24 protein-coding genes and 4 pseudogenes are annotated in these 25,503 nt (G+C 67.4%); 19 read left to right on the top strand and 9 right to left on the bottom strand.

What is annotated here, in order from left to right; translation table 11 throughout:
- Positions 1-34: 34 nt before the first annotated feature.
- Both AS594_RS37620 and AS594_RS37615 read left to right on the top strand, forming a co-directional pair.
- Positions 35-883, top strand: a complete 849-nt coding sequence (locus AS594_RS37620; protein WP_069925183.1) for an IS5 family transposase — start codon at positions 35-37, stop codon at positions 881-883.
- Positions 880-1,278, top strand: a complete 399-nt coding sequence (locus AS594_RS37615; protein WP_069931048.1) for a hypothetical protein — start codon at positions 880-882, stop codon at positions 1,276-1,278. Before AS594_RS37620 ends, AS594_RS37615 begins: the two co-directional genes overlap by 4 nt.
- Positions 1,279-1,354: 76 nt before the next feature.
- Here the strand turns inward: AS594_RS37615 and AS594_RS43550 are convergent.
- Both AS594_RS43550 and AS594_RS37610 read right to left on the bottom strand, forming a co-directional pair.
- Positions 1,355-1,638 (bottom strand): annotated as a pseudogene (locus AS594_RS43550) (transposase); the annotation flags it as partial.
- A 642-nt stretch (positions 1,639-2,280) separates the two neighbouring features.
- Positions 2,281-3,234, bottom strand: coding sequence for an IS481 family transposase (locus AS594_RS37610; protein WP_069927636.1), 954 nt, complete (start codon positions 3,232-3,234; stop codon positions 2,281-2,283).
- 832 nt (positions 3,235-4,066) lie between these two features.
- Here AS594_RS37610 and AS594_RS37605 point away from each other — a divergent pair.
- From AS594_RS37605 to AS594_RS37585, 5 genes and pseudogenes are all read left to right on the top strand, one after another.
- Positions 4,067-4,648 carry a carbonic anhydrase gene (locus tag AS594_RS37605; protein ID WP_069931118.1) on the top strand — a complete coding sequence of 194 codons (582 nt, stop codon included), beginning with the start codon at positions 4,067-4,069 and terminating at the stop codon, positions 4,646-4,648.
- Between the two features lie 14 nt (positions 4,649-4,662).
- The gene (locus AS594_RS37600; protein ID WP_069931402.1) at positions 4,663-6,141 is read left to right on the top strand and encodes a SulP family inorganic anion transporter; all 1,479 of its coding nucleotides are present in this window, start codon (positions 4,663-4,665) and stop codon (positions 6,139-6,141) included.
- 1,088 nt (positions 6,142-7,229) lie between these two features.
- A pseudogene (locus AS594_RS37595) lies at positions 7,230-8,177 on the top strand (TerC family protein); the annotation flags it as partial.
- A 720-nt stretch (positions 8,178-8,897) separates the two neighbouring features.
- The gene (locus AS594_RS37590) at positions 8,898-9,209 is read left to right on the top strand and encodes a hypothetical protein (protein WP_069931117.1); all 312 of its coding nucleotides are present in this window, start codon (positions 8,898-8,900) and stop codon (positions 9,207-9,209) included.
- A 196-nt stretch (positions 9,210-9,405) separates the two neighbouring features.
- Entirely contained in the window at positions 9,406-9,627 is a 222-nt protein-coding gene (locus AS594_RS37585; RefSeq protein WP_141746933.1) for a hypothetical protein, read from the top strand.
- A gap of 190 nt (positions 9,628-9,817) precedes the next feature.
- On the opposite strand, the gene AS594_RS37580 is transcribed toward AS594_RS37585, so the two are convergent.
- Positions 9,818-11,008: a PP2C family protein-serine/threonine phosphatase gene (locus AS594_RS37580; RefSeq protein ID WP_069936091.1), complete on the bottom strand. Its 1,191-nt coding sequence runs from the start codon at positions 11,006-11,008 to the stop codon at positions 9,818-9,820.
- Positions 11,009-11,219: 211 nt separating this feature from the next.
- Here AS594_RS37580 and AS594_RS37575 point away from each other — a divergent pair, with 211 nt between their 5' ends.
- From AS594_RS37575 to AS594_RS37540, 7 genes are all read left to right on the top strand, one after another.
- The gene (locus tag AS594_RS37575) at positions 11,220-11,693 is read left to right on the top strand and encodes an ATP-binding protein (protein ID WP_069931114.1); all 474 of its coding nucleotides are present in this window, start codon (positions 11,220-11,222) and stop codon (positions 11,691-11,693) included.
- Positions 11,694-11,772: 79 nt separating this feature from the next.
- Positions 11,773-12,081, top strand: a complete 309-nt coding sequence (locus tag AS594_RS44170; protein WP_141747241.1) for a hypothetical protein — start codon at positions 11,773-11,775, stop codon at positions 12,079-12,081.
- Positions 12,082-12,111: 30 nt separating this feature from the next.
- A protein-coding gene (locus tag AS594_RS37560) for an IS3 family transposase (protein ID WP_107357826.1) occupies positions 12,112-13,280 on the top strand; the annotation gives its coding sequence in 2 pieces (ribosomal slippage) (positions 12,112-12,364 and positions 12,364-13,280; 1,170 coding nt in all).
- 163 nt (positions 13,281-13,443) lie between these two features.
- On the top strand, positions 13,444-13,821 hold the full coding sequence (locus tag AS594_RS37555; RefSeq protein WP_079148529.1) for an STAS domain-containing protein: 378 nt from the start codon (positions 13,444-13,446) through the stop codon (positions 13,819-13,821).
- An 86-nt stretch (positions 13,822-13,907) separates the two neighbouring features.
- Positions 13,908-14,312, top strand: a complete 405-nt coding sequence (locus AS594_RS37550; RefSeq protein WP_069931112.1) for an ATP-binding protein — start codon at positions 13,908-13,910, stop codon at positions 14,310-14,312.
- 126 nt (positions 14,313-14,438) lie between these two features.
- Complete coding sequence (locus AS594_RS37545) at positions 14,439-15,329, top strand: RNA polymerase sigma factor SigF (RefSeq protein WP_079148528.1); 891 nt, start codon at positions 14,439-14,441, stop codon at positions 15,327-15,329.
- A 152-nt stretch (positions 15,330-15,481) separates the two neighbouring features.
- Positions 15,482-15,892, top strand: a complete 411-nt coding sequence (locus AS594_RS37540) for an ATP-binding protein (RefSeq protein WP_240509351.1) — start codon at positions 15,482-15,484, stop codon at positions 15,890-15,892.
- Between the two features lie 133 nt (positions 15,893-16,025).
- Here AS594_RS37540 and AS594_RS37535 read toward each other — a convergent pair whose 3' ends face one another.
- The 4 genes and pseudogenes from AS594_RS37535 to AS594_RS37520 all read right to left on the bottom strand — a co-directional run bounded on the left by AS594_RS37535 (position 16,026) and on the right by AS594_RS37520 (position 19,083).
- Positions 16,026-16,661 (bottom strand): hypothetical protein, encoded by a 636-nt coding sequence (locus tag AS594_RS37535; RefSeq protein ID WP_069931111.1) that lies wholly within the window; start codon positions 16,659-16,661, stop codon positions 16,026-16,028.
- 339 nt (positions 16,662-17,000) lie between these two features.
- Positions 17,001-17,564, bottom strand: coding sequence for an isochorismatase family protein (locus tag AS594_RS37530; RefSeq protein ID WP_069931110.1), 564 nt, complete (start codon positions 17,562-17,564; stop codon positions 17,001-17,003).
- A 92-nt stretch (positions 17,565-17,656) separates the two neighbouring features.
- Positions 17,657-17,821, bottom strand: a pseudogene (locus AS594_RS48205) (ISL3 family transposase); the annotation flags it as partial.
- 206 nt (positions 17,822-18,027) lie between these two features.
- On the bottom strand, positions 18,028-19,083 hold the full coding sequence (locus AS594_RS37520; protein WP_338120237.1) for a reverse transcriptase domain-containing protein: 1,056 nt from the start codon (positions 19,081-19,083) through the stop codon (positions 18,028-18,030).
- Positions 19,084-19,963: 880 nt separating this feature from the next.
- On the opposite strand from AS594_RS37520, the gene AS594_RS37515 reads away from it, so the two are divergent.
- From AS594_RS37515 to AS594_RS37505, 3 genes are all read left to right on the top strand, one after another.
- Entirely contained in the window at positions 19,964-20,818 is an 855-nt protein-coding gene (locus AS594_RS37515; RefSeq protein WP_079148031.1) for an IS5 family transposase, read from the top strand.
- Positions 20,815-21,213, top strand: coding sequence for a hypothetical protein (locus AS594_RS37510; RefSeq protein ID WP_176733066.1), 399 nt, complete (start codon positions 20,815-20,817; stop codon positions 21,211-21,213). Before AS594_RS37515 ends, AS594_RS37510 begins: the two co-directional genes overlap by 4 nt.
- A gap of 404 nt (positions 21,214-21,617) precedes the next feature.
- On the top strand, positions 21,618-22,262 hold the full coding sequence (locus tag AS594_RS37505) for a dihydrofolate reductase family protein (RefSeq protein WP_069931106.1): 645 nt from the start codon (positions 21,618-21,620) through the stop codon (positions 22,260-22,262).
- Positions 22,263-22,344: 82 nt separating this feature from the next.
- On the opposite strand, the pseudogene AS594_RS37500 reads toward AS594_RS37505, so the two are convergent.
- Positions 22,345-22,596 (bottom strand): annotated as a pseudogene (locus tag AS594_RS37500) (ATP-binding protein); the annotation flags it as partial.
- Positions 22,597-22,711: 115 nt separating this feature from the next.
- Positions 22,712-23,506: an ATP-binding protein gene (locus tag AS594_RS37495; RefSeq protein WP_167368151.1), complete on the bottom strand. Its 795-nt coding sequence runs from the start codon at positions 23,504-23,506 to the stop codon at positions 22,712-22,714.
- Positions 23,507-23,680: 174 nt separating this feature from the next.
- On the opposite strand from AS594_RS37495, the gene AS594_RS45145 reads away from it, so the two are divergent.
- Positions 23,681-23,872, top strand: a complete 192-nt coding sequence (locus AS594_RS45145) for a hypothetical protein (protein ID WP_069936089.1) — start codon at positions 23,681-23,683, stop codon at positions 23,870-23,872.
- Between the two features lie 139 nt (positions 23,873-24,011).
- Positions 24,012-25,469 (top strand): NF041680 family putative transposase, encoded by a 1,458-nt coding sequence (locus AS594_RS37485; RefSeq protein WP_069925100.1) that lies wholly within the window; start codon positions 24,012-24,014, stop codon positions 25,467-25,469.
- Positions 25,470-25,503: the final 34 nt, after the last annotated feature.

Here is a 25,503-nt window from a genome sequence, read left to right as displayed (position 1 = left end):
CGGTCCGCGGTTGTTGATCTGGTGATGTGATCGGGTGAGTGAACGCAAGCGGTATCCGAGTGACTTATCGGACGAGCAGTGGTCGTTGATCGAGCCGGTGATCACCGCGTGGAAGGACCGGCACCGCTCGGTCAGCGGCCACCAGGGCGCCTACGACATGCGGGAGATCGTGAACGCGATCCTCTACCAGGGGCGGACCGGCTGCCAGTGGGCCTACCTCCCGCACGACCTGCCGCCCAAGAGCGCGACCTACTACTACTTCGCCGCCTGGCGGGACGACGGAACCGACCAGGTCATCCATGAACTCCTGCGCTGCCAGGTCCGTGAACGAGCCCGCCGATTAGAGGACCCGTCCCTGGTGGTCCTGGACACCCAGAGTGTCCATGCGGCCGCCGGGGTCCCCGCCGCCACGACCGGCCATGATCCGGCCAAGCGGGTGCCCGGACGCAAACGCGGACTGGCCGTGGACGTCCTCGGCCTGGTCATCGCGGTCGTCGTCCTCGCCGCGAACACCCACGACAACGCCGCGGGCATCGTCCTGCTGGACCAGGTCGCCGAGCACGCCGGCAAAACCGTCCGCAAAGCCCTGGTCGACCAGGGCTTCAAGAACCAGGTCGTCATGCACGGCGCCGGCCTGGGAATCGACGTCGAGATCGTCCGACGCAACCCACAGGACAAGGGGTTCGTGCCGCAGCCGAAGCGGTGGAGAGTCGAGCAGACCTACGGGATCCTGATACTGCACCGGCGCCTGGTCCGCGACTACGAGCACCGCCCCTCCTCCTCCGCCTCCCGCGTCTACTGGGCGATGACCCACGTCATGACCCGACGCCTCACCGGCGCGAACACCCCCACCTGGCGCACGGCGCAGGCGGCGGCAGCGTGAACATCCGGCCCCTGCTCGACGCCCTGGACCTCCAGGAAGACGCCGCCCAGGCCCTGGCCGACGACCTCCGCGCACAGATGGACGACCTGCAGACCCGGTTGCGGGAGGCCGAGACGCACCTGGAGCACCTCGCGATCACCCGCAAGACCGTCATCGGCCTCGCCGACCGGCTCCCGGCCGGCCCGCCGGATCTGCCCGAGCACCCGGACTACCCCCGCATCCTCGACGCCTTCAACCACGCAGCCGGGCCGCTACGGGCCAAGGACGTCTGCGAAGCCCTTGGCCACGAACTGCTGCCGAAGAACGTCGAAGGCACCCGCGCCAAGCTGAAACGACTGGTCAAACTCGGGATCCTCACCGAGGCCGACACCGGCAACTTCGCCAGGAAGCAATAGCCGACAGAACCTCCACCAGCGGCCTTGCTCCCACCTCAGCCAGAAACGGACATCGTCTTACGAACCGCCCACTCACAAACCTGAGGAACCGGCTGGTGGCCGCGTCCTCGGTCAGCGCGGTGTAGACCGGCTTCAGTGCTTTGGCGATCTTGTCTCAGTCCTGGCGGCTGGCATGGCGGAACGACGCCCGCAAAAGGTGGACCACCCAGGTCTGGGCGACGGTCTTCGGCCAGTCTCGCCGACCGCGTTGGGGAGGCCTTTCAACCCGTCGCAGACCAGCTTGAGGACGTCCTCAACGCTGCGGTTCTTCAGCTCGGTCACGACGCGGAGCCAGTGCTTGACGCCCTCGCCTGCCTCGCCGCCGGCTGCCGTGGGCGTTGGAGTCGGGCACAGGGCTATTCTCCAGCCCGGCCATGCGGAAGGCGGCGCGCTCGGCGTCGGCGCCGAGGAAGTGGGGGCGCCGGGCGACGGCCGGGGTGACTGCGACCGGGGGAGAGATCGAAGCCGTCCAGGCGCACGGCGAGGGCGCGGGCCAGCCATAGGCCTATGCCGCCGGTGCCGCAGCCGGCGTCCACCAGGAGCTGACCGGGGCGCATCCGCAGCCGGGCGGTCACCAGCCCCAGTACTGATCCTGCCTCAACGGCTCCCGCTTCCTTGATCGGGCGTCGTTCAGCTGCCGCATGGTGCGGCTGACGTCGTGCCAGAACGTCCCAGGCCGGGGCGATTGGCCCACCGAACTGGGGTGCGGCGTCGAGCAGGCGGCCGTAGTCGGGCCCGGTGAAGTCCTTGCGCCGCCCTTTGGAGGACCGCGGTCGAGGCGGATGCGATAGCCGCGACCAGCGGCCGTACTTGGTGCAGCGCAGCCATGGAGATGCGTGTGGTGACTGCGGCGGTGACCTCCCCCACGGGTGCCTGCCGACGGCCGGTGCGGCCTTGGTCGACGGCCGCGCCGCCTGGTCCCAGGTGCGCACCGCCCATATCCACGGCTGCAAGCCTACCGCCCTAGGTGTATTGCCCTGTGAGGTTGGGGACGCGGCTGGCGGGTGGTTTGCCTGCGAGCGCGGTGTGTCCGCGGTGGTGATTGTAGGTGTGGAGCCAGTGTGGGAAGGTGTCGCGTCGTTCTTGTTCTGATCGGTAGGGGCGGGCGTAGGCCCATTCGTCGAGCAGGGTGCGGTTGAGGCGTTCGACCTTGCCGTTGGTCTGCGGCCGGTAGGGCCGGGTTCGCTTGTGGGCGATCCCGGCCGCCGCCAGGGCATCGTGCCAGTCGCGTGAGCGGTAGCAGGAGCCGTTGTCGGTCAGGACGCGCTCGACGGTGATCCCGGCGGTGGTGAAGAACGCGTTCGCCCGGGTCCAGAAGGCGGTCGCGGTTTCCTTCTTCTCGTCGTCGTGGATCTCGCTGTAGGCGAGGCGGGAGTGGTCGTCGACGGCGGTGTGGATGTAGCTGTAGCCGGCGCCGGACCGTGTCTTGCGGCCGGCCTGGCGGCCGAGCGCCTTGTGGCCTCCGCCATCGGGGATGTTGCCGAGTTTCTTGATGTCCACGTGTACCAACTCGCCTGGTGTGGAGCGTTCGTAGCGGCGCACTGCCCGGCCGGTGGCCCGGTCCAGGTGGGTCAGGCGGGCCAGTTTGAAGCGGGTCAGGACACGGTGCACGGTCGAGGGGACCAGGCCGAGCAGGTGAGCGATCCGGGCCGGTCCCCAGCGACGCAGGAGGCGCACCTTGATGATCCGGCGTTCGGTGCGGGTCGGGGTTCGCCGGGGGCTGTGATGCGGGCGGGAGGAAAGGTCCGCCATCCCGGCCTCGCCCAGAACTCGGTAGCGGCCGGCCCACCGCTGGGCGGTGGTGGTCGAGACCTGGAAGCGTTCGGCGGCCCGGCGCAGGGGCCATCCGTCCTCGACCACGCAGCGGGCGAGCCGCAGTCGTCCGGTCTCGGTCAGGGGTGCATTACGGTGGGGCATGAGGGCCTTTCGTCGTTCGGTGGAGATGTCGCAATCCACACCGAACCCGGAAGGCCCTTACTCGTTCAAGATCCCTCAGCCTAGAGCTGCATCACCCGTACACAACCTCCCGGGGCAGTACAACTAGGGCGGGGGCCCCACGGCCTGCCAAGGCGGTACCAGAAGGCAAAGGACCTGGCTTGCCGCGCCGCCGAGGCCCTCGGCCTTACGGTGGCCGGCACGGACCCGCTCTCCATGCCGGGCACGGGTTCGGCATTTGTGAGATGAACACAGAACGTCGCTGGAAGGTAGCCGCCACCACCCTCGCCCCGGCCATCATCCAGGCCGTTTTCGACCGGCTGCGACCGACTGCGCCGGGCCGCCCCGACGGCCCGTCCGAACCCCGCCGCGCGACGTGTCCGGGGCTGCGGGAGCGCCGCACAGCGGTGAGCCCGGGCGGCGCCACACCCCACCCCGTCCGCCGCGCACTCTGTCGACACCTCACGCCCCTCCGCACTCCGGGCGGTTTTTCGCCGACTTCAAGCTGTTTTCAGTCGGAAACAGTGCTGGTTCAGAATGTCTTCTCAGCCCGACCCCACCTGCGCCATTACTCTTCATTGACCTTGTCTTTGGCTTTTCTTGGCGAAGTTCAGCGCGCGTGCCAAGAGAGGAGGTGATCCGCAGCCGACCCGCCGCGACCCGGCGTGGCCCGCACACCTCCACACATCAAGATCCTCAACAGCCCACTGTTCGGCGGCACTCCAAGTGTTCCGCTGTTGAGCAGCAGAGCAGTCCCCCACCTGTCCTGTAAGCCCGACGCGCCCCCACGGCGCGCCAGGAGGAGTCACCACACATGCAACCCCTCATCGACAACGCCCGCACGTTCGGACAGCGCCCTGAGGAGTTCGCTGGCCTCGCCCAAGGCCAGACACCAGAGGTCCTGTTCATCACCTGCGCCGATTCCCGGGTCGTCCCGGCCCTGATCACCGGCGCCCGACCCGGCCAGCTCTTCGAGCTGCGCACCGCGGGCAACATCGTCCCGCCATACGCCGGCGAGCACCCCACCAGCGAGGCGGCCACCATCGAGTACGCCGTCGAGGTGCTCGGCGTCCAGCACATCGTGGTCTGCGGTCACTCCCACTGCGGCGCCGTCGGCGCGCTGGTGCGCGGCGAGGACCTGAACGGCGTACCCGCGGTGCGTGACTGGCTCACGCACGCCGCCGACGAACCCCAGTGCTCCGACCCCGCCGACCCGACGGTCGCCGAGGCCGTGCAGAACCACGTCCTGACGCAACTGCTGCGACTGCGCTCCTACCCGTACATCGAGCAGCGCCTGCAGGCGGACCAACTCCGGCTGCACGGCTGGTACTACGAGGTGCACACCGGGGCCGTGCGCGAACACCGCGCGCAGTCCGACATGTTCGAGGCGCTGTGAAGGGGCTGACTGTGATGTCGAAGTTCCCTCACCTGCGGCAGGACTTCGCCGCCTCCATCGTCGTCTTCCTGGTCGCCGTGCCGCTATGCGTCGGCGTGGCGGTCGCCTCCGGAGTCCCCGCGGAGCTGGGCCTGGTCACTGGCATCGTGGGCGGCCTGGTCACCGGCTTACTGCCCGGCAGCAGTCTTCAGGTTTCAGGGCCGGCCGCGGGCCTGACCGTGCTGGTCTTCGAGGCGGTCAGCGAGTTCGGAATAGCCGCCCTCGGCCTGATCGTGCTGATGGCCGGACTGCTCCAGCTCGCCATGGGCTTCCTCAGGATAGGCCGCTGGTTCCGGGCGATCTCCGTCTCCGTCGTCGAGGGCATGCTCTGCGGCATCGGCCTGGTGATCATCGCCGGGCAGCTCTACGCGGCGGCAGGCATGAAGGCCCCGGACACGGGCCTCGGCAAGATCGCCGGCCTGCCCGGGGCGTTCGCCGACGCCCTCGGCAGCACCAAGGCGCTCGCCTCGCTCGCGATCGGCGCGGGCACCATCGCCGTCATCGTGCTGTGGAGGAAGGCGCCGAAGAAGGCGCAGATCGTGCCCGGTGCCCTCGCCGCGGTACTGCTGGCCACGGTCGCCTCGCTCGCCGTTAGCCTGCCAGTCGCCACCGTCGAGGTAGAGGGGCTGCTCGGCGTCATTCAGCCGCCCGGCGCCGGCGCCTTCGGTGAGCTCGCCAGCCCGGCCATCTGGGGCACGATCATCGCGTTCGCACTGATCGCCTCCGCCGAGTCGCTGTTCAGCGCGGGCGCGGTGGACCGGCTGCACGATGGTCCGCGCACCCAGTACGACAAAGAGATGATCGCCCAGGGTGGGGGCAACGCGGTGTGCGGTCTGTTCGGTGCGCTGCCGATGACCGCGGTGATCGTGCGCAGCTCGGCCAATGTCAACGCGGGCGCGAAGACCAAGGCGTCGCGTGTGCTGCACGGCGTGTGGCTGCTGCTGTTCGCCGCCGCGCTGCCCTCCGCGCTGGCGCTGATCCCGCTGCCCGCGCTCGCCGGCATTCTGGTGCACGCGGGCTGGAAGCTGATCCCGTTCCGCCAGCTCGCCGGGCTGTGGCCGGGGCAGAAGGGTGAGGCGTTGATCTTGGTGGTCACGGCCGCGTCGATCGTCGCCGTGAACATGTTCGAGGGCGTGCTCATCGGTCTGGCCCTGGCGGTGATCAAGACCGCCTGGGATGCATCGCACCTGAAGACAGAGGTCATAGACAAGGGCGCCGGGCCGATCCAGGTGTACCTGTCGGGCAACGCGACGTTCCTGCGGCTGCCGAAGATACTCGACAGCCTGGAGGCCCTCCCGCAGCACCGGCCGATCGAGGTGAACCTGTCCGGCCTGCACCACCTCGACCACGCCTGCCGCACGGCCCTGGAAAACTGGGCCCAGCGCCACAGTGCACCCGACACCGAACCGGTGAAGGTCACGACCGCGGAACCGGTGAGGGCCACGGCGCCGTAGAGATCCCGCCGGAGGGATCTGCCGCCCGGACGAACGCTCGACCCGATCCTCCGGCCGAGCGGCTCGTCGCAGCAGCACGAACGAGGACCGACACGACCGTGACACCCAACGCGTGGCTTCGACCTCGTACGCAAGCGATTCCTGCTTGCGTGACGGAGCCTTGCGACCTCCCACCGCTGGCACGGCCCTGAGCAGGCCGCCGACGCACAGAAGGCCTGTACGCCCGCATCCTTCACAGCCTGGACACCGGCCCGGAACCTGGACCGGTCCGGCGGCACAGCCGGGCACGCCCATACGGCCTGGCCTGCCTCTCTGCCGTCAGTGACGGGAGGCATTGCCTTGCCCCGGCCCGTCCCCGTGGCGGCCCGGAACCGTATACGGTCCTTCGGTTCGCTCCGCCACAGCGCCGACGAAGGAGATCATGCCGGAGACCTGAATCGGCATCGCCTTGGCATCAGCCGGGGCGCTCACCACGATGGCCGGTGCTTCCCTCTACGGCCTTCCCGCCCCCGGCATCCCCCTGCTCACAGTCGGCGTAGCCTGCCTCGTCACCGGTGTGGCCATACTCGGCAGTGACGCCACCCGCAGATGAAGGCAGTACCCCGGGACCCCTACCCCGGCGTGGGGGCAATTCGCCGCGCCGTGTCGCATCCCCGCAGAGGGAACGGGGGGACATCAGCGTCTCCGTGCCGTCGATCACTGCCGTACAACGGGGCGTGCCGGGGCCTGGAGCGACACGGACGATCACAGGCAGCGGGGGATCTGTGGGTAGCTCCCCGGTGACCAGCTGGGGGCGGCTGCCCTGCAGCGGAACGTGACCGGTCTCCTTGCCGTCGACAAGCAGCTCGATCAGACCCGGATGGCCGTTGTGGATGTTCACGGTCACCGAGTGACCCCTGGCATCGAGGCTGGCATCGAGGTGAAAGTGTTGACTTCGCACCATCGCGCGCCTCCTGAGGAACTATCGCCTCTACCCACCGCATGCCTCCGGCCGACCTCACCCGCTCCGCATGCTCCCGGGGGCGCAATGCCTCACACTCTGTACAAGGGTCGGCGTTTTTCGCACAGGCCAAGTGAGGGTGTTCGGCGTGCTTGAGGTTCCGTTCTGGCTGTGGGGTGCGTTCGCCGCGACGGTGGTCGTGTCGCTGGCGGTAGACCTGCTGTCCCACCGCACCGCGCACGTCATCCGCTTCAAGGAGGCAGCCGCCTGGAGCGGCCTGTGGGTGAGCCTGGCCCTGATCTTCGGAGCGGTCGTCTTCCTCGTCCTCGGCACCACCGCCGGCACCGAGTACACGACGGCCTGGCTGCTGGAGAAGAGCCTGTCGGTCGACAATCTCTTCGTCTTCGCCGTGATCTTCGCCTATTTCAAGGTGCCGCGTGCCTACCAGCACCGGGTGCTGTTCTTCGGCGTCATCGGCGCCCTGGTCTTCCGCGGCATCTTCCTGTCCCTCGGCGTCGCCGTGGTCAGCCGCTTCACCGCGGTGCTGTTCGCCTTCGCAGCGGTCCTGTTCTACAGCACCTACAAGCTCCTCAAGGACGAGGAGGAGAGCTTCGACCCGGGCAAGAGCTTCGCCGTGCGGATACTCCGCAAGATCATGCCGGTGCGGGACGAGTACGCGGGCGCGAAGTTCTTTGTCAAGGAGGCTGGCAAGCGCGTAGGCACCCCATTGCTCGCGGTGGTCGCGGCGATCGAGGCCGCAGACCTGATCTTCGCCGTCGACAGTGTGCCGGCCGTCCTGGCGGTCAGCGACGACGCTTTCATCGTCTACACCAGCAACGCGTTCGCCATCCTCGGCCTGCGGGCCCTCTACTTCATGCTCGCCGGGCTCCTGGACCGCTTCCACTACCTGAGCAAGGGCCTGGCGATCATCCTCGCCTTCATCGGCGTCAAGCTCATCCTCCAGGCGTCCCACAAGCTGATCAGCCCCAGCATCCCGGAGATCCCCTCACCGATCAGCCTCGCGGTCATCGTCATCGTCCTGACCGGCTCCGTGGTACTCAGCCTCAGGCGGCCGGCCCCGACAGGCGTTCCGGAGCAGTCCGACGAACGCGGTGACGCCTCGCTGGCCGCCGAACAGGTCGAAGCGCGTAGCGCATCACCCGTGGCGGATGACTCTGAGCCGCGTCGGCCCGCAAGCCGACCCCTTCCCGAAAGGGTAAAAGGGGCATATCGTAAAGATATGGTCAAGATGAAGCGGGAGGTCGACGCTTATACGTGTCCGACCTGCCAGCAGACCGTGCCGGCCGCAATCCACCGCCACAAGACCCTCGGGGTCTTCGTTCCCGAGTGGGGCCCCGGCGCATGCCAGAACCGCGACTGTCCCGACTACCGGTTGGACCCCGCACGCAAGCACCCTCCGGCGCGGTAGCGAGACCGACCGCGCGGGGACCCGCCGCCGGCTTGCGCCGGTGGTGGTTTCCCTTGCCGCGGCGAACTCACACGGCCCGGCGGACGGACTCGATACAGGCCGAGAGTTGGTCGTGCGCGCTGACGCCTTCGGATTCGTGATTCGACACCCCCGGCGCCGTCTGGGCCTTGTGACGACGGCTCTGGGCGGACGGATCACCAGATGGCCCCCCTGTCCCTGGAGACGGCACTTCTTCGACGGGGCCGTCCACCAGGTGTAGGGACCACGTTTTATGGCCTGTTTACTTCCGGCATTCCGGGTACTGGGGAGTAGCGGCGTCGATCTTGACGCGGTTCTCCCCGTGGAGTGCATCAGGTGCTTCGCACGACGGAAAATGGATGCATAACCATGAGCTCTGTGAACCCCGCTGGAAACCCGGGCCACCAGGCCGGCACCGACCCGGCTGCGGCCGCGCACCGGCCGCGCCGGCTGTCGACGGAGACGAAGTCGGCACTGAAGACCACCGAGTTCTTCGTCTACCTCGCCGCCGTGGTGGCCGTACTGATCGCTTCCATGGTCGTAGGCACCGAAGAGGGCCACCGTGATTACTTCCGCGCCGATCAGGCGTGGTGGTACATCGTGATCCTGACCGTCGGCTACATGATCAGCCGTGGGCTGGCCAAGTCCGGCAGCCGCGACCCCTACGACGACTCCCACTGACACCCCCCGGGCCTTTCAGGGGCCGGCCGAGTCCTGCCCGTGCTGCAGGACTCGGCGCAGGCACTGCTCCTCGTGTGCTGTGGTCGGCAAACGGGTGCTTCCTTCACCGCCATGATGCTCGCGCCGCCCTGGTGAGGAACAGATCGGCATGGAGTGCCGGATACACCCCGGCCCCATGACTGAGAGGAATCACTCGATGGAGACGTCAGAGCTGGAAAGCAAGGTCCAGAAGCTGGAGACAGGTCTCGCTGTGCAGGAGGCGGCCATGGCGGGGGCCCAGGCCACGCAGGCCGCGACGCAGGCGGGCATGACCTCGACCTTTACCGCTACCCAGACCGGGACATGGGCGGTAATGGCCACGGGCAGCATCGCCCTGCTGACCGGGATCTTCCTCGGCATGGCCATCGCCAAGGACTGACGAACGGCTCGCAGGCCGCAGCGGCTCGCCGCCTCTACCGCCCCGCCGGACTGCGAAGTTCTGGCGGGGTGGAGTGCCGCGCAGCAGTGTCATGCCCGACAGCTGGTCGCGGCCGCTCCTACGCCTGCCTCAGAGGATGTCGCTGTTGCCAGTGGTCAGTGCCGCCTCAGCGCGACGGTCCTGCCGAAGTTCAGGCGTCTGCGCGGTGGCTTTTGGCATGGGGGCCGTGCCAGTCCAGGCACAGGACGGTGGCGTCGTCTCGCACGTGGCCGTCGTAGGCTTCGGCGACCGCGGCGACCAGAGCACGCACGACCTCCCGGGGGTGCTCGGCGGCGGTTTCGCGGATGAGGCCGGGCAGGTCGACTGCTTTGGCCTGGCGTTCTTGCATGCCGTCGGTGAAGAGCACGAGGCGGTCACCAGGGCGCAGGTCGAGGTCCTGCACCTGGTACGGGGCCTGCCCGGGAACGCCGAAGGGCAGGTTCACGGCCAGGTGCGGTTCGTCGACCGTGCCGTCGCGCAGCAGGAGCGGCCCGGGATGGCCGGCGTTGACAAGCTGGGCGCCGGTGCCGTCCAGTGCGATGCGCAGCAGCTGGCCGGTGGCGAAGGTCCGTCTGCCGTGGTCGAGGAGGGCCTGGTGGATCTGGCGGGCCTGTTCGGCCAGGTCACACCCGGCGCGGCGGGCGCCGCGGGAGGCGTTGACCAGGAGAGTGGCCATGAGCGAGGCGTCGACGTCGTGTCCCATGGCGTCGGTTACGGACAGATGCAGCGTGTCGTGGTCGAGGGAGTAGTCGTAGGTGTCACCGGCGATGTCGGAAGCCGGGACCAAGGCGCCGGCGAGGGCGAACTCGGCGGCCTCGCAGGAGGGGGCCGAGGGCAGGAGCTGGCGCTGGATCTCGGCGGCCAGGCTGACCGAGGTGGTGCGATTGCCCCAGTGGTAGAGGTCGGTGAACCGGCGGTCGGTGACGATGATGTACGCCAGCGCGTGCGCGGCCTCTTCGATCTGCTCCAGCACATCTGGTGTGGCGTGGGTCAGGAACAGCTCCAGGACACCGATGGTGTCGCCGCGATTCGTGACAGGGACGAGCACCCGCTGCCCCTGCTCACCCTCCGGCGCCCGCACCAGCTTCTGCGTGCGCAGCACCTCGTCGTAGACGCTGCTGCCGGCCAAGGGGACCTGCTCGGCACGCCGCTCCTCCTGCACAGCTGTCTTCTCGCTGACCCGCAGCATGCGTCGCCCGACGACATCGACGAACAGGAACGACACGTAGCGCGCGCCGAACCGGTCGCGCAGATCGCGCGCCACGACATCGAGGGAACCCACCGGCGCGGCATCCTCCGCCGCTGCCAGCACCCCAGCCAGTCCGATCCGATCACCAGCCACAACAGCTTCCCTTAAGTTGGAGACTCTCCTTCCCGCCGAAGCGAGCGCATCACAGTTGCGACATATGCCTCAGCGCGTACGGCGCCTGTCGCTGTCCACGGACAAGCAGGCCCAGTCGCCGCCCTGCTGTTCAACCCGCGTACGAGTGAGGTGAGAGTTCGGGGGTAGACGGGTTGCGGCGTGACAGGGCGCTTGGGGGAGGCGGGTCGGCATGGGTCAGACAGTGCGCGGTGAGGGCCGGGAGTCGTTGCCGGGAGACGTCATCTCGGTGTCCGGTGCTTTCGAGGGCAGCGAGGACATCGGCGCCGCCCGTGATCTGGCCCGTAGCTTTCTCGCCGATGTGCAGGCCGTGCATGGGCTGCCGGTGTCCGGGCGTGCGATGGGCATGGTGCAGCTCGTGGTCAGCGAGTTGGTGACCAACGCCCGGAAGTACGCACCCGGTCCGTGCTTGCTGACGCTGGAAATCGACGGCGGGGCCGTTGAGGTGTCGGTGTGGGACAGCAATCCGACGCCGCCGGCGATACTCGCGCCCGACCCGACCCGGATCGGTCAGCACGGGCTGGAGATCGTCATGGCGGTCGGTCAGAGCTTCTCGGTGCACCGCGAACCGGTGGGCAAGCGGATCTCCACGGCCGTCGTGCTGGCCGACGACCCGGGCGGGGACGCTGCCGGCCGCCAGCGGTGACGACCTCAAAGCCGGACGCCGCCCGCTACGTGACTGGCCCAACCAACTCACCGGCGCCGACCCTCACCCTCGGGGCGGCGTGCGCTTCTCCTCCGCCTGGGGCAGCCGCGAACCGCTGGATGTCAGCCCGGTCATCTCCGAGATGGTCGCGGAAGTCAGCCTGATACCGCGATCAACCGCGGGGCGGCATCCCCTGCGCTTCGTCCGCTTCGTCGTCAAGGTGCGCAAGGACTGGCAGCCGCGTGTACGCCAACGGGTGAAGAAGCACCTGAAGCAGCGCACAGCAGCATTCGAACTGGATCACCGCGCTCGCCGCCCAGCCCTTCCGTCGCCTGTACCGGCCAATGGTGTGAGGCGCCCCGAAGTTCTCGGACAGCTGTCCCCATAGGATCGAAGTCCAGAACGGCGGAGAGAGCACGTGGCACAGAAGCGTAGGAAGTTCAGTCCTGAGTTTCGGGACGAGGCGGTCAAGATGGTGGTCGTGGAGTCCCGCCCGATCGCCGAGGTCGCCCGAGAGATACAAGTGAACGAGGGAACGCTGGGCACCTGGGTCAGCCGGTACCGGCAAGAGCATGCCGGGGAGGAGCCTCCCCTGAACATCAGCGAGCGCGCCCGCTTGCGCGAGCTGGAACGCGAGAACCGGGAACTCCGCATGAAGACCGAGTTCCTGGGAAAAGCGGCGGCCTTCTTCGCCCAGGAGTACCGGTGACGGAGAAGTACGAGTTCATCGACGGTGAGGCCCAAAACTTTCCCGTGCAGCAGATGTGCACCTGGGCGGGAGTATCCACGTCTGGTTTCTATCACTGGAGATCGAGGCCGTTGTCGGCCACCGCGAAGCGCCGTGCGGAACTGAGGGCCGTCATCCTCCAGGTCTTCTCCGACTCGCAGGAGACCTATGGCTACCGGCGTGTCCACGCCGTGCTCCAGCGGATGAACGTGCAGGCCGGAGTAGAACTGGTCCGCGCGCTGATGCGCGAGCTCGGCCTGGTGCCATGCCAGCCGCGGCCCTGGCGGGCGACCACGATCGCTGATGATGCGGCGCCGGCCACGCCCGACCTGCTGGCCCGTGACTTCACCGCTGACGCCCCCGGGCGCAAACTGGTCAGCGATATCACCTACGTTCACACCTGGGCCGGGTTCCTTTATCTCGCGACCGTCATCGACTGCCACACCAAAGCTGTGGTCGGCTGGGCGATGGCCGACCACATGAAGACCTCCCTCATATCGGATGCACTCGATATGGCGGCCCGGAACATCGACCTCGCCGAAGGCTGCATATTTCATTCCGATCGCGGCAGCCAATACACGTCTCGGGAACTTCGTTGCAAGCTCCGCTCGTTGGGCCTGCGAGCGTCGGTCGGCCGCACCGGTGTCTGTTGGGATAATGCGATGGCTGAGTCATTTTTCGGCGCCCTCAAAAACGAACTCGTGCACCGAACTACGTTCCCAACACGCGCACATGCCCACCGGGCGATCGTCCGCTACATCGAGATGTTCTACAATCGAAAACGCCTCCACTCCGGACTCGGCTACAAGACGCCCGCAGAAGTCCACGCCGAGTACGAGGAGTTGCAGGCAGCGGCATAAGGAGAACCCTCAACACCACTGTCCGAGAAGCGCAGGGCCCCTCAGTGTGGCCAGAGTGTCACCGCGTTATGACTGACATGATGGGCCGGTTGTCTGGGCAGGGCACTGGGGCGGTTCCATAACGGGTGCCGCCTCAAGGTGTCCTACGGGTGAGGAGTGACGGGTGCCGGTGCAGAGGCTGGTGATTACACCGGCGGTGGTGGAGCGGGACGCGGTCCTGGCATTGGCCGGTGAGCTGGACCTGGGTGGCGAAGCGGTGCTGGCCCGGGCAGTCAGCGAGATGCTTGACGCCGGATACCGGCGGGTGGTGCTGGACTGCGCGGACATCTCGTTCTGCGATTCACGCGGCTTCAACGCGCTGCTCGCGGCTCGTCAGGCCACGCAGGACGCCGACGGGGTTCTGGCCTTGGCCGCGGTCCCGGAGCGCCTGAAGCACCTGCTGACGCTGGTCGGCGCAGAAGAAATCTTCACCATCGCCTCCACCGTCGAGCACGCACGGCTCCTGCTGGCCGCTGCCGACCGACAGGCCGAACCCACGTAACCCCCTTTATCGGGCGTCATGCAGGGCAGTCGTATCACCAGTACCAAGGGTTACCGACCGCCAGCCTCCCGGGGGGAACCACGATCATGAGTGCGAGCATGCAGTGTCACATCGACCTGGCCGGCACCAGTGACGCGCCTGGCCAGGCGCGTGAGATGGCTACCGGTTTCCTGGCCGACGCCGAACGCATCCGCGGGAAACCGACCAGCCCGGACACCACCGGCGCGGTGCTGATCGTGGTCAGCGAACTGGTCACCAACGCCATTCGCCACGCCCCGGGGCTGTGCACGCTGCGGCTGACCCTGCACGACGAGGGCGTGCTGATCGAGGTCAGCGACACCAGCCCAGTCCTCCCGCGCATGCGCGCTCCGGATGTCACGGGGGCGTCCGGTGGGTGGGGCATGCAGATGATCACCCGGCTGGCTGGTGAGGTCCAGACCGTGCCCGGCCCTGGCCCGGGAAAGACGGTACGCACCCGCCTGCCCTGGTGATCGTCCTGGTCCGCCCCGGCGTGGCCCCCGCGCACTACGAAGCGTGGGCCGGATCACAGGGATAGACCTCCATGTGTGGGGGAAGATGCCGCCCTGAAGCGCATCAGTCAGGGAGGGGCAGGGACCATGGCAGCAATCGGTCAGGCCGACACGATCGAGGAGCAGGCCGTGGCGTCATCCGACGTCGACGACGCCGCTGTCGGTGTGGGTGAGCTGCCCTGGATCGAGGACGCGGGGAAGGTGGCTCCCAAGGATGCGCGGGCGCTTTCGAAGCTGTTCTTCGATCAGCTTCAGGTGCTGGAGGAGGGCACGCGCGAGTACCAGTACGCGCGGAACACGCTCATCGAGATGAACCTGTCCTTGGTGCGGTTCGCCGCCGGCCGGTTCCGTAACCGCGGTAGCGGTGACATGGAGGACATCGTCCAGGTCGGCACGATCGGGCTGATCAAGGCCATCGACCGGTTCGACCTCTCCCGTGAAGTCGAGTTCACCTCCTTCGCCGTCCCCTACATCGTCGGAGAGATCAAGCGGTTCTTCCGCGACACCACCTGGGCCGTCCACGTCCCCAGGCGCCTGCAGGAACTGCGCGTCGAGATGGCCAAGGCCAAGGAACAGCTCGCCACCGGCCTCGACCGCGAGCCGACCGTCAAGGAACTGGCCGCGCACCTGGGGCTCACCGAGGACGAGGTCATCGAAGGCCTGGTGGCATCCAACGGCTACACTGCCGGCTCCCTCGACATGCCCACAGACGCCGAGGCCGGCCCGTCCAACCAGTCCCGCGCTCTAGCTGACGTGCTGGGCGAGCCGGACCCGGCCATGGAGACGATCGAGGACCTGCACACCCTGGCCCCGCTCTTGGACCAGCTGGACGACCGAGAGCGCCGGATCATCAACATGCGCTTCGGCCAGGAGATGACGCAATCCCAGATCGGCGCCGAACTCGGCGTCTCCCAGATGCAGGTCTCTCGTCTCCTCAGCCGCACTCTGACCAAGCTCCGCACCGGCATGTTGGCCTGACACCTCGCACCTCGCACGTCGCAGTGGTCGCGCTCGTGATGTGCAGCTGCGAAGCAGGGGCATGAGTGCCGCAGGATCGGGCTACCCGTAAGGCTCCAGGTTCCGAGGGGACGAAGGAGCAAGATGTGGCTGCTGACCGAGATGATTCGGACGTGGGACTGCTGACCGCCATGAGCGTCGAACAAAGTTGGCACTTCGACGGTGCTCTGGGTGATGTGAGCGAAGCCCGCGGCTGGGTTTGTGACTTCCTCTACGGCCTCAGCCGCATGCACCCGCCCGCGACTCCGGATGCTCACGATGACGTACTGCTCGTTGTCACCGAACTGGCCTCCAACGCGTTCGCTTTCGCTCCCGGCCCCTTCACCCTCACGTTGCGGACCTCCATGACCGGGACGGTGCACGTCGCCTTGACCGACACCAACCCGGCAGAGCCCCGGCCACGGCCCGTTGACCTCACTGGCCGCGGTGGGCTGGGATGGCATCTCATCAGCGCGTTGGCCGAGCAGACCATCATCGTTCCAGAGGCTCACGGCAAGACGGTGCACGCCTTCCTGCCGTGGTGACTGGAGGTTGCTTGCCGCCTTGCTGTCCGCTGCCCAAGACGCGGCACTGTGGCCGTGGAGGCTTCTGGTTCTGTCCACGAGATTGAGATTGAGCAGCACCTCGACACCCCCGGTTTCGGAGTCACCCAGACGCTCACGAGTTTCCGGCAGCAACCGAGCCGAGATCAGGTGCAGCGGTCGGTTCGCCCACGACGGCTCCGACTGCACGCTTCTCGGCTCGGAAACGGTAGACAGCCCAGCCGACACCGAGTACAGCGGCCGTCCAGACGATGGCCTCGGCGAGAACAATGGCCGGGGTCAAGGTGAGGTGCGGCCGGGGCGGTAGCACGACCATCTGAACGGCAGCACCCACCGGGACTGTCAATGCGGCAAGCAAGCCGATCAGCCCGGGCCGCCTGATGGCTGCACCCACCGCACCCAGGACCAACCCGAACGGCAGACCCACCACCAACCAGTCGACCATGTCTGTACCGGCCCCCCAGACGAAGGCGTCCGTGATGTAGTACGCCACCGTGGCCGCGATCAGCGCCAGGGCCCCGACCAGCGCGCCTTGGACACGTGCCCCAGCCAGCCAGCCCATCGCCACCGCCAGCGCGGCCCAGGACCAGCCGGCGTCCATCAGCAGGCTGAGCACCTTGGCAGCCTTGGCCCAGGCGGTGCCCGTGAGCGGGGCGCCGAGCTCCCCATACGGCGACGAAAACGCGTTGACGAGCGAGGTAGCCGCCCCAAATCCCACCCCGACTGCGAGGCCCCCCACCATGATCTTCATACCGGGAGAATATCCGGCGTGCTCGGCAGTCGATCGGCGCTTGGGTTGAGACGAGCCGCCGTGGAGTGCAGAGCGAGCGAACTCTTGACAGAGGCGGGCCGGAAGCTGCTTGGCGTGGACAAGGCACCGCGCCGACACCCGCGTTGCCCGGTTTCTACGGCTTCGCGGGCGCCAGGAGAGACCGGCTCCACTCACCCACGCGCTGGGCTAGCTATTGGCCACCGTGGGTGCTGTCGGTTCTCGGGTTCTGGTTCAACTTCTGTGGTGGGTGCACGCCGAGTGACCACTGAGGAAGCTGCCCGGAGAGAGCGTGCGGAACAGACTCTGATCCGGAACGGGTCAGCTCGCGTCCGCCGTGAACGTCACCTCTGCCGTGTCGACGGTCTTGGCGCGGCGTCCGGGTGCGCCTTGCCACTGCCAGTAGAGGTTGGTGTGCGCGATCACCTGGTGTGGGGCTGGCGCGCCGTACTCGCTGAGGTCCTGCGTCGTATGCGCGTTGCTGACCAGCGTCACGTCGTACCCGCGGACGAAGGCCCCGTGAAGAGTCGCGCGGATGCACCCGTCGCTCTGGGCACCCGTCACGACGAGCTGGCCCACCCCACGCTCGGCGAGCAGCGCCTCCAACGCAGTGCCCTCAAACGAGTCACCGTAGGTCTTGTGGACGAGAGGCTCCGCATCTCGGCGAACCAACTCCGACACGTACTGCCAGGGCTCGCTGTCCCGCTCGAGACCGTCGTCGGAATGCTGCACCCAGACCACGGGCACGTCCTCAGCGCGCGCCTTGCCCACCAGTATGTTGATGTTCGCGATCACGCCATCACGGTCATGGGCGCCTTCCACCACCCCGTTCTGGACGTCGATGACGAGCAGCGCGGTATGCGGCCGATCGGGAAGGGTCGTCAAGGGGAACTCCTGTTATCGTCACGGGTCCTGTGTCGCCCTCAGAGTAGGCCGGGCCACTGACAGTGGCACGGCCGCACGAGCTGCAGGCCAGCTCACGCCAGCAGGGCTCGTTTCCGGAGAAGTCGGAAGCTGGCACGACCGAACATTTGGCGCTTGAGCATCTTGATCCGGTTGACATGGCCTTCGACGACACCCGAGTTCCAGGGCAGGGTCAGACCGGCGATGACGGCGTCCCGGTCACGGTCGATTCCGGCGGCACTGTCAGCCCAACCGCCTCGACCACGGCTCATTTTCGGGCGACTTCGGGTGCCGCCCGGAGATGCTCAGTCGTCACCCAGAGTGGCCGCTTCGCTGAGTAGGCCCGGAGCGCGGTGCCGGGATTGCTCCCGGTCCGTTTCTCCGGACCTCTCGCCGAACCCGCCGTGCGTCTCTCAACGCAACGGGCTCTCCACGGTCTCTGCCGTCAGACGGGGTTCGCAGGCTGCCAAGGGTTGGGGATCGTGCTGGCTCGGTATCGGTAACGGCTGACCGTGACCGATGCGATCCGGAACAGCTCGATCCCGTCCGCCGCGATCGGAAGCCACCGCCCGGTGGGGGTGGTGAACCGGCGGCGGATGTCGCCCCAACTCCATCGGTGACGTTCCCGCAGCATGCGGATGAGACGCCACCACACGAAGGCGTCGAGCCTGTCGAAGACATGCTTGGCGACAGCGTGCTTGAAGTAGTTGGCCCAACCGCGCATGATCTGAGTGAGTCTCTTCAGCACGGTGGCGAGATCCTGCTGCGATGTCCTGCCTGTCAGAGCACGGACCTTCGCCTTCAGCGACCGGATGGGCCGGTCGGCGATGAAGGTGTAGACGTGCCACTTGGTCGTGCCTCCTTTGCGTTTCCACTGGATGCGGAAGCCCAGGAAGTCGAACCCGTCGCTCATGTGCGTGATCCGAGTCTTTGCCTGTGACAGGCGCAATCCCAGAGGTTCGAGCACGTCAGCGACTTCTTCGCGCAGTGCCGCGGTGTCGGCCTCGGTGCCGTGCACCAGGACGACGAAGTCATCCGCGTAGCGGACGACCCGCCACGTGGGGTGACCTTTGCGGCGCCGGTAGGCGCGTTTGCCTTCGGTGGCCATTGCCCCACCTGGTTCCCATGGTCCGTGCAGGTGCTCGTCGAGCGCCGACAGGGCGATGTTCGCCAGCAGTGGGGACAGGATGCCGCCTTGCGGGGTGCCGGTCAGTGTCTCCTTGTTCTCGCCGAGTTCCGTGAGAACTCCGGCTTTGAGAAAGGCTTTGACCAGCGTCAGCACGCGCTTGTCCTTCACCCGGTGACGCACTCGGTCCATGAGAGCCGTGTGGTCGATCGAGTCGAAGCATGCCTCGATGTCCGCATCCAGCACCCAGCGATACCCCCGGGTGCCGAAATAGTGGATCTCGGCGATCGCGTCCTGGGCCCGCCGTCGGGGCCGGAACCCGTAGGAGACCGGCTTGAAGTCGGCCTCGAAGATCGGTTCCAGCACCAGCTTCAGCGCTGCCTGAACGACCCGGTCCGCAATCGTCGGAATCCCGAGCTTGCGGACCTTTTCCCCGAGCCTCCCGGCTTGGGAATGCTGCGTTCCCGCACCGGCAAAGGGACGGAACGAGGCCGTCCTTGAGGGCGGCCCGCAGGTCGTTCAGGAAGCTGGGAACACCGATCGATTCCTCGATGTCGGTGGCTGTCAGGCCATCGACGCCGGGGGTCCGGGCTCCCTGGTTGCCCGCGACCCGGTCGAACGCCACCAACAGCGTCGCCGGGTCGTGCACGAAGTTGAACAGGTCATCGAACCGGCGGCCGGGATCGGCCACCGTCCAACGGTGAAGCTTGGCCTGCATCTCCAGTACCCGGGCCCGAGGGCCCGGAGCTCCGCCATTCAGCGGGGCGTCTTCCGGCATTGCAGCATCCTTCCCTTCTCGATACCGCTGCCGCCCTTCCCCATGCGGCCGGCTTTCCCGGCCTCGGAGTACTACGGCGGCTCCGCCCCGTCCCCAACCGATCGGCGGTCGATGCGCTCAGCCCAGTCGGCCTGCTGGAGGCAAGTGACGGGGCGAGGTTCGGGACGGTTCCCGTGTTCACTGTGGTTCGCTCGATGAAGGAGGAGCCCGACTGTGTCCCTGCGGCATCGCCACGAGTACGCCGCAGGCTTTCCTCGTGGCCTCCCGGCCAGCTTTCGTAGACCGACCCAGAAGTTGTCAGACCACCCGAAAGGATGACCCGCATACGCACCGCTACCGGCCCTGATCCACCAGGTTCGAGCCGGAGGCACTTTAAGTGGGCGTTAAGTCCGGTCTTCCTCGGTTCGTGATCGCTCGATCGTGGTACTGATCGCCGTCCCGGCCGCCTGGTGAGCATGTCCATGTTGAGATGCGAGCGTGAAGAGAGAGCCGTACCTCAGCGACTTATCAGACGAGCAGTGGGCGTTGATCGAGCCGATGATCACGGCCTGGAAGCAGGACAGGGTGGCGCGGTCGGCGACCGGAGATCCCGGGTCCTGCGACCTCCGGGAGGTCGTGAACGCGATCTTCTATCAGAACCGGACGGGCTGTCAGTGGCGCCTTTTGCCGCATGACTTCCCGGCCTGGTCGGCGGTGTTTTACTACTTCGGCCTGTGGCGTGAGGACGGGCTGGACCAGCGGATCCAGGAACTCCTGCGCTGCCAGGTGCGGGAGAAGGCCCGCCGATTAGAGGACCCGTCCCTCGTGATCATCGACACCCAGTCCGTCCGCGCCGCGGCGGGTGTCCCGAAGACCACGACGGGGCTGGACGCGAACAAGAAGGTGTCGGGGCGCAAGCGGGGACTGGCCGTCGACGTTCTGGGGCTGATCATCGGCGTCGTCGTCCTGGCCGCCTCCGCGCACGACAACGCCGCCGGCACCGCCCTGCTCGACCAGGCCGCCGAGCGGTGCGGGATGCGCCTGGAGAAAGCGCTGGTGGACCAGGGCTTCAAGGACGAAGTCATCATCCACGGCGTCCTGCTGGGCATCGACGTCGAGGTCGTCCGTCGCAACCCTGCTGACCAGGGCAAAGGGTTTGTCCCGCAGCCGAAGCGGTGGGTGGTCGAGCAGACGAACGGCACGTTGATGCTGCACCGGCGTCTGGCCCGGGAGTACGACCACCGGCCCGACACCTCCGCCTCACGCGTCTACTGGGCCTCCACCGCGAACATGGCCCGCCGCCTCACCACCCCCGCTCCGGCCTGGCGCGACATTCTCGGGCTGGCCGCGTGAACGTCTCCGAGCTCCTGGCCTACCTTCAAACCCAGCAGGACGAGGCCACCACCCGGGCCGCAGAACTACGCGGCCAGATCGAGCACCTCACCGCTGCCCTGGCCGAGAGCGAAGCGCGACTCACGGATCTGGCCACCACTCGAAAAGTCATCACGGAGGCCGCACCAGCAGGAGCCGAACCCGATCCACCCGAGGCGAACACCGCCTACCAGGACATCGTGAACGCGTTCAACCAGCACCCCGACCAGGTGTTCCGAGCTCGCGAGCTGCACGAACTCCTCGGCATGCCCACCGACGAGGCATCCGTCAACATCACCCGCAGCCGCCTCGGCCGCCTCACCCGCCAAGGCTTCCTCACCCAACCCGGACGAGGCCATTACCAGAAACGGACTTAACGACCTCTAAGAGACGTAAAACGCCGGTTCCTCGCGTACTCCTCTCCATCACGCTTGCCGGACCCGCCCCATCTGGCAGTACTGGACACGTCCCGGCTTTGTCAGGGCCGCTCTCGCCCTCCCCGGCATCACCCGGATCAGGCTGCCCTCAGCTTCAACCCGACTGCTGCGACAGCGGGTTGGTGCAGGTCTTCCACCTCCACTCGAACCAACAGCGCCTCACGGCGCAAACACAAGTTGAGCCAGAACCCGAGAAATGACGTCACCGCATGGGCCGCCCGCCCTCTGTGACAGCTCCTTCAAGCCTCCTCGATGACCAAGCAGTAGTGAAAGGCTTGGTAGCGATGAGTTTGCCTCGCCCGGAGAGTCTCACCACTGTTGTCGCCCCATCACAGGAGGAACGCGTGGCTCAGCTATTGCGAGTCCAGAACTTCAACGTCTCGAGTGACGGCATCGGTGCCGGTGAGGACCAGACCCTCGAGAGGCCGTTCGGCCATGTCGAGCCCGAGAGGCTGTTCGCCTGGGCCGGCGCCACGGCGAGCTGGCCCATGCGCACCGACCCCGGGGGGAGCCGGGGCCTGGACGACTACCTCACGCGGGACTACGCGCGCAACATCGGCGCCGAGATCATGGGCCGCAACAAGTTCGGGCCCCAGCGCGGGCCCTGGCAGGACCATGAGTGGCAGGGCTGGTGGGGTGACGAGCCCCCGTTCCGCACCCCGGTGTTCGTCCTGACCCACCACATGCGTCCTTCGTTCGCGCTTTCCGACACCACGTTCCACTTCGTCGATGGCGACCCTGCCACGGTCCTTGAGCAGGCCCGGGAGGCGGCGCAGGGCAAGGACGTCCGACTCGGCGGCGGGGTTACCACCATCCGGCAGTTTCTCGACGCAGACCTCGTCGACACCATGCATGTGGCGGTCTCGCCGGTGAAGCTCGGGTCCGGAGTACGGCTCTGGGAGTCCCCCGATGAGCTGCTCGACCGGTTCCACCTGGAGGTCGTTCCCAGCCCGAGCGGAGTGACGCACCACCTGTTCTGGCGAAAGTGACCGGTCCTCAGGGCAGCCCCGGGCGGCTGTTTTGCCTCCCGGGGCTGCCCTGAGGCGGGCCGTCGAGTCGCGCCTCAGGCGGTCAGCCGGCCTTGGCCGTTTCCTCAGCTCGTGCCCGGGTGGAGGCGAGCCGGTAGGAGTCGGTGCCGGCCTCGATGATCGTGCCGTTGAACGTCAGGCGGTCGACGATGGCCGCGCAGAGTCGGGGATCGGTGAACGTCTTTGTCCACCCACCGAGCGACTCGTTGGAAGCGATGGCGACACTGTTCTTCTCCTCGCGCTCGGTCAGAACCTGGAAAAGCAGCTCAGCGCCGTGACGGTCCAGTTCCATGTGTTGGGTCGGGGACAGGACGCCGTGCACCCTTTCAGGTGTCGGTTTTCCCGTCCCCGCCCGCCGAACCGGACGTGCCCGTTGGCCGAGCATCCGGCTCTCCACGTGATCCAAGGGATCAGGCGAGGTATCTACTGACCTGGCCGACGAAGGCCACATCGTCATGGCCGGTCCGGCGAAAGCGGGCTCCATCCGGATCGACTTCGTCGATGTTGTACGGCGTGCTGATCTGCGCTCCACGAAACGTGTAACGCTGGACCCGCATCTTCGCCGGGTTGTAGAGGACGACTCCGCCCTCCGTGATGCGGTCCGCCCCGTAGTAGCGGCGGCGCAACTGTTTCCAGGTCAGGTGGGGGTGCTTATAGCGAATCCACAGAATCAGCCTCCACCACGCATACCAGCCGAGGTAGGCGATGGTCTTGTTCAGCTGCTTCTCGTCTGCCGCCTCGACCAGCTCGTTCACCAGCTTCGTGGCCAACGTGTAGCGAACGCGGTAGCCCTTCATCGCCGCCTCGGTGCCCAGCGCGATGAGCATGTGGGACTTGCCAGTGCCGGAGTCCCCGATCAGGCAGAGCGGCTGGCTTTTCTTGATCCACTCGCAACTGGCAAGGGTGTGGACGGTGGCCGCGTCAATGTTCGGATTGGCGTCGAAGTCGAACGCCCGCAGCGACTTCTCCCGCGGAAGGCCCGCCGCCTTGATCCGCCGTTCCGAACGACGTCGGGACCGGTCGTCGCACTCGGTCATCAACAGTGCGGCAAGGAAACCGCGGTAGGTCATCTGGTTCTTGACCGCCCGGTCGGCGATCTCGTTGAACTCGTTGCGGATCGAGGGCAGCCGCAGCAGGCGGCATGCGGTGTAGATCGCGGCGTCGGCGGCCTGCTCGGTCAAGCCTCGCTGGCGGGGCAGGGTCACTGTGCTTCTCCCTCACGGTCGTCGCTGCGGCTGGTGCGGCGGCGTCGGAGCAGCTGGTCATAGGGGGGTCACCGACGGCAGCGGCCTGGTGTCCGGCGGGAGGTGCGCGAGCCGCCACTCATGCAGCGACGTGACAGTGGCCGGCGTCTGCCCAGGAAGCGCCGGGATGGACGGATGGCGCCGATGGTTGGCTCGTCCTCCGCCTGGGCGGCCTTGCGGGCCTCCAGCGCAACGGCTTCTAAGGCGCGGTCAGGCCGCTGGCGGCTGACTGGTGGGCGCGGCCTGGTCGGCGGGCTGGTCCAGCTGCTGCTGGCGGCGCCGCTGCTCATTGCGGTGCTCTTCGACGCACTGGGCCACAAGAACTAACTTGATCTTTAACCTCGGGAACCGAACGGCTCCTCGTACTTGATCACTCGGACTGGTAACTGCGGTACACGCAGGCGGCCTTCGGCTGAGCATGTGATCCGACCAAGGAACACACAAGCTCAGCACGAAGGCCGTGGGGATGAGTCTGTTGCATCATGCTGTCCGGCAGGATCCGTTTGCGGAACTGTCACGCTTCCGGGGTGAGTTCTACTCCTGTCTGACCAGGCGTGCGGATGCGTTGTTCGAGCTGGGCGACGCCGTGCTGTGTGCGGATGGTCCGGTCAGGTCGCTGGTGGAGCTGTCGCTGGTGGGCGAACACCGTCGCGGGCACGGTGGGCTCTACGACGCCCTGGCCGCAGGCCGAGTCGATGTCGCCCGGCTGCGGCGGGCGCTGGCCGCGGTGCCTCTGCCGCGGGCGGCGGACAACCAGCTGGTGCTGGCTGCCGACATCACTTGCTGGCTGCGGCCCGACGCGCACACCTCACCGCAGCGGATCCTGTGCCACACCTACGGGCGGGGCAAGGACCAGCACATTCCCGTTCCCGGCTGGCCGTACTCGGTGATCTGCGCGCTGGAGACGGGCCGTAGTTCGTGGACCGCGCCGCTGGACGCGCTGCGTCTGGCGCCGGGCGACGACGCTGCCACGGTCACCGCCGGGCAGATGCGCGAACTGGTCGAGCGACTGATCGCAGCCGGGCAGTGGAGGGACGGTGACCCGGAGATCCTGATTGTGGTGGACGCCGGATACGACGTGCCTCGCCTGGCCTTCCTGCTGAAGGATCTGCCGGTGCAGGTGCTGGGCCGGATGCGCTCGGACCGCGTCCTGCGCCGGGCGGCACCGCCCCGCACCCCTGGCACCCGGGGCCGCCCGCCCCGCCACGGTGGCGAGTTCGTCTTCGGCGACCCCGCCACCTGGGACACCCCCGACGCGGCAACCGTGACCGAGACCCGTCTCTACGGCACCGCCACCGCCCGGGCCTGGGACAGGCTCCACCCGAGACTGACCCACCGCTCCGCCTGGACGGCCCAGCTGGGCGCGTTGCCCGTAATCGAGGGCACCGTGATCCGCCTGCAGGTCGACCACCTGCCCAGCGGCGCGACACCCAAGCCGGTCTGGCTGTGGTGGTCGGGCACCGACGCCACCGAAACCGACATCGACCTGCTCTGGCAGGCATTCCTTCGGCGCTTCGACATCGAGCACACCTTCCGCCTGTTCAAGCAGACACTGGGCTGGACCTGCCCGAAGATCCGCACCCCGGAAGCCGCGGACCGCTGGAGCTGGCTCATCCTCGCCGTCTTCACCCAGCTCCGGCTCGCCCGCCCGCTGGCGGCCGATCTACGCCGGCCGTGGGAGAAACCGAGCCCGCCCGACAGGCTCACCCCCGCCCGGGTCCGTCGCGATTTCCGGCACCTCCGCCCGAACGCCGCCTGTCCCGCCGAAGCACCGAAACCCTCCCGCCCCGGCCCCGGACGGCCACCAGGACGCAAGAACACCCGGGCAACCCCACGCCACGACGTCCACACAGTCCGCAAAACAGACACCGCGAAACCACGACAGAGGAAGTCAACAACCCCACGACCCCGCCGCACAGGTTAAAGATCAAGCTAAGGCCTGTCTGATAATTGATCTT

Source organism: Streptomyces agglomeratus (assembly GCF_001746415.1).
GTDB lineage: Bacteria > Actinomycetota > Actinomycetes > Streptomycetales > Streptomycetaceae > Streptomyces > Streptomyces agglomeratus.
The sequence above is the reverse complement of the archived record's forward strand: the minus strand, read 5'-3'. Positions and strand labels throughout refer to the sequence as shown.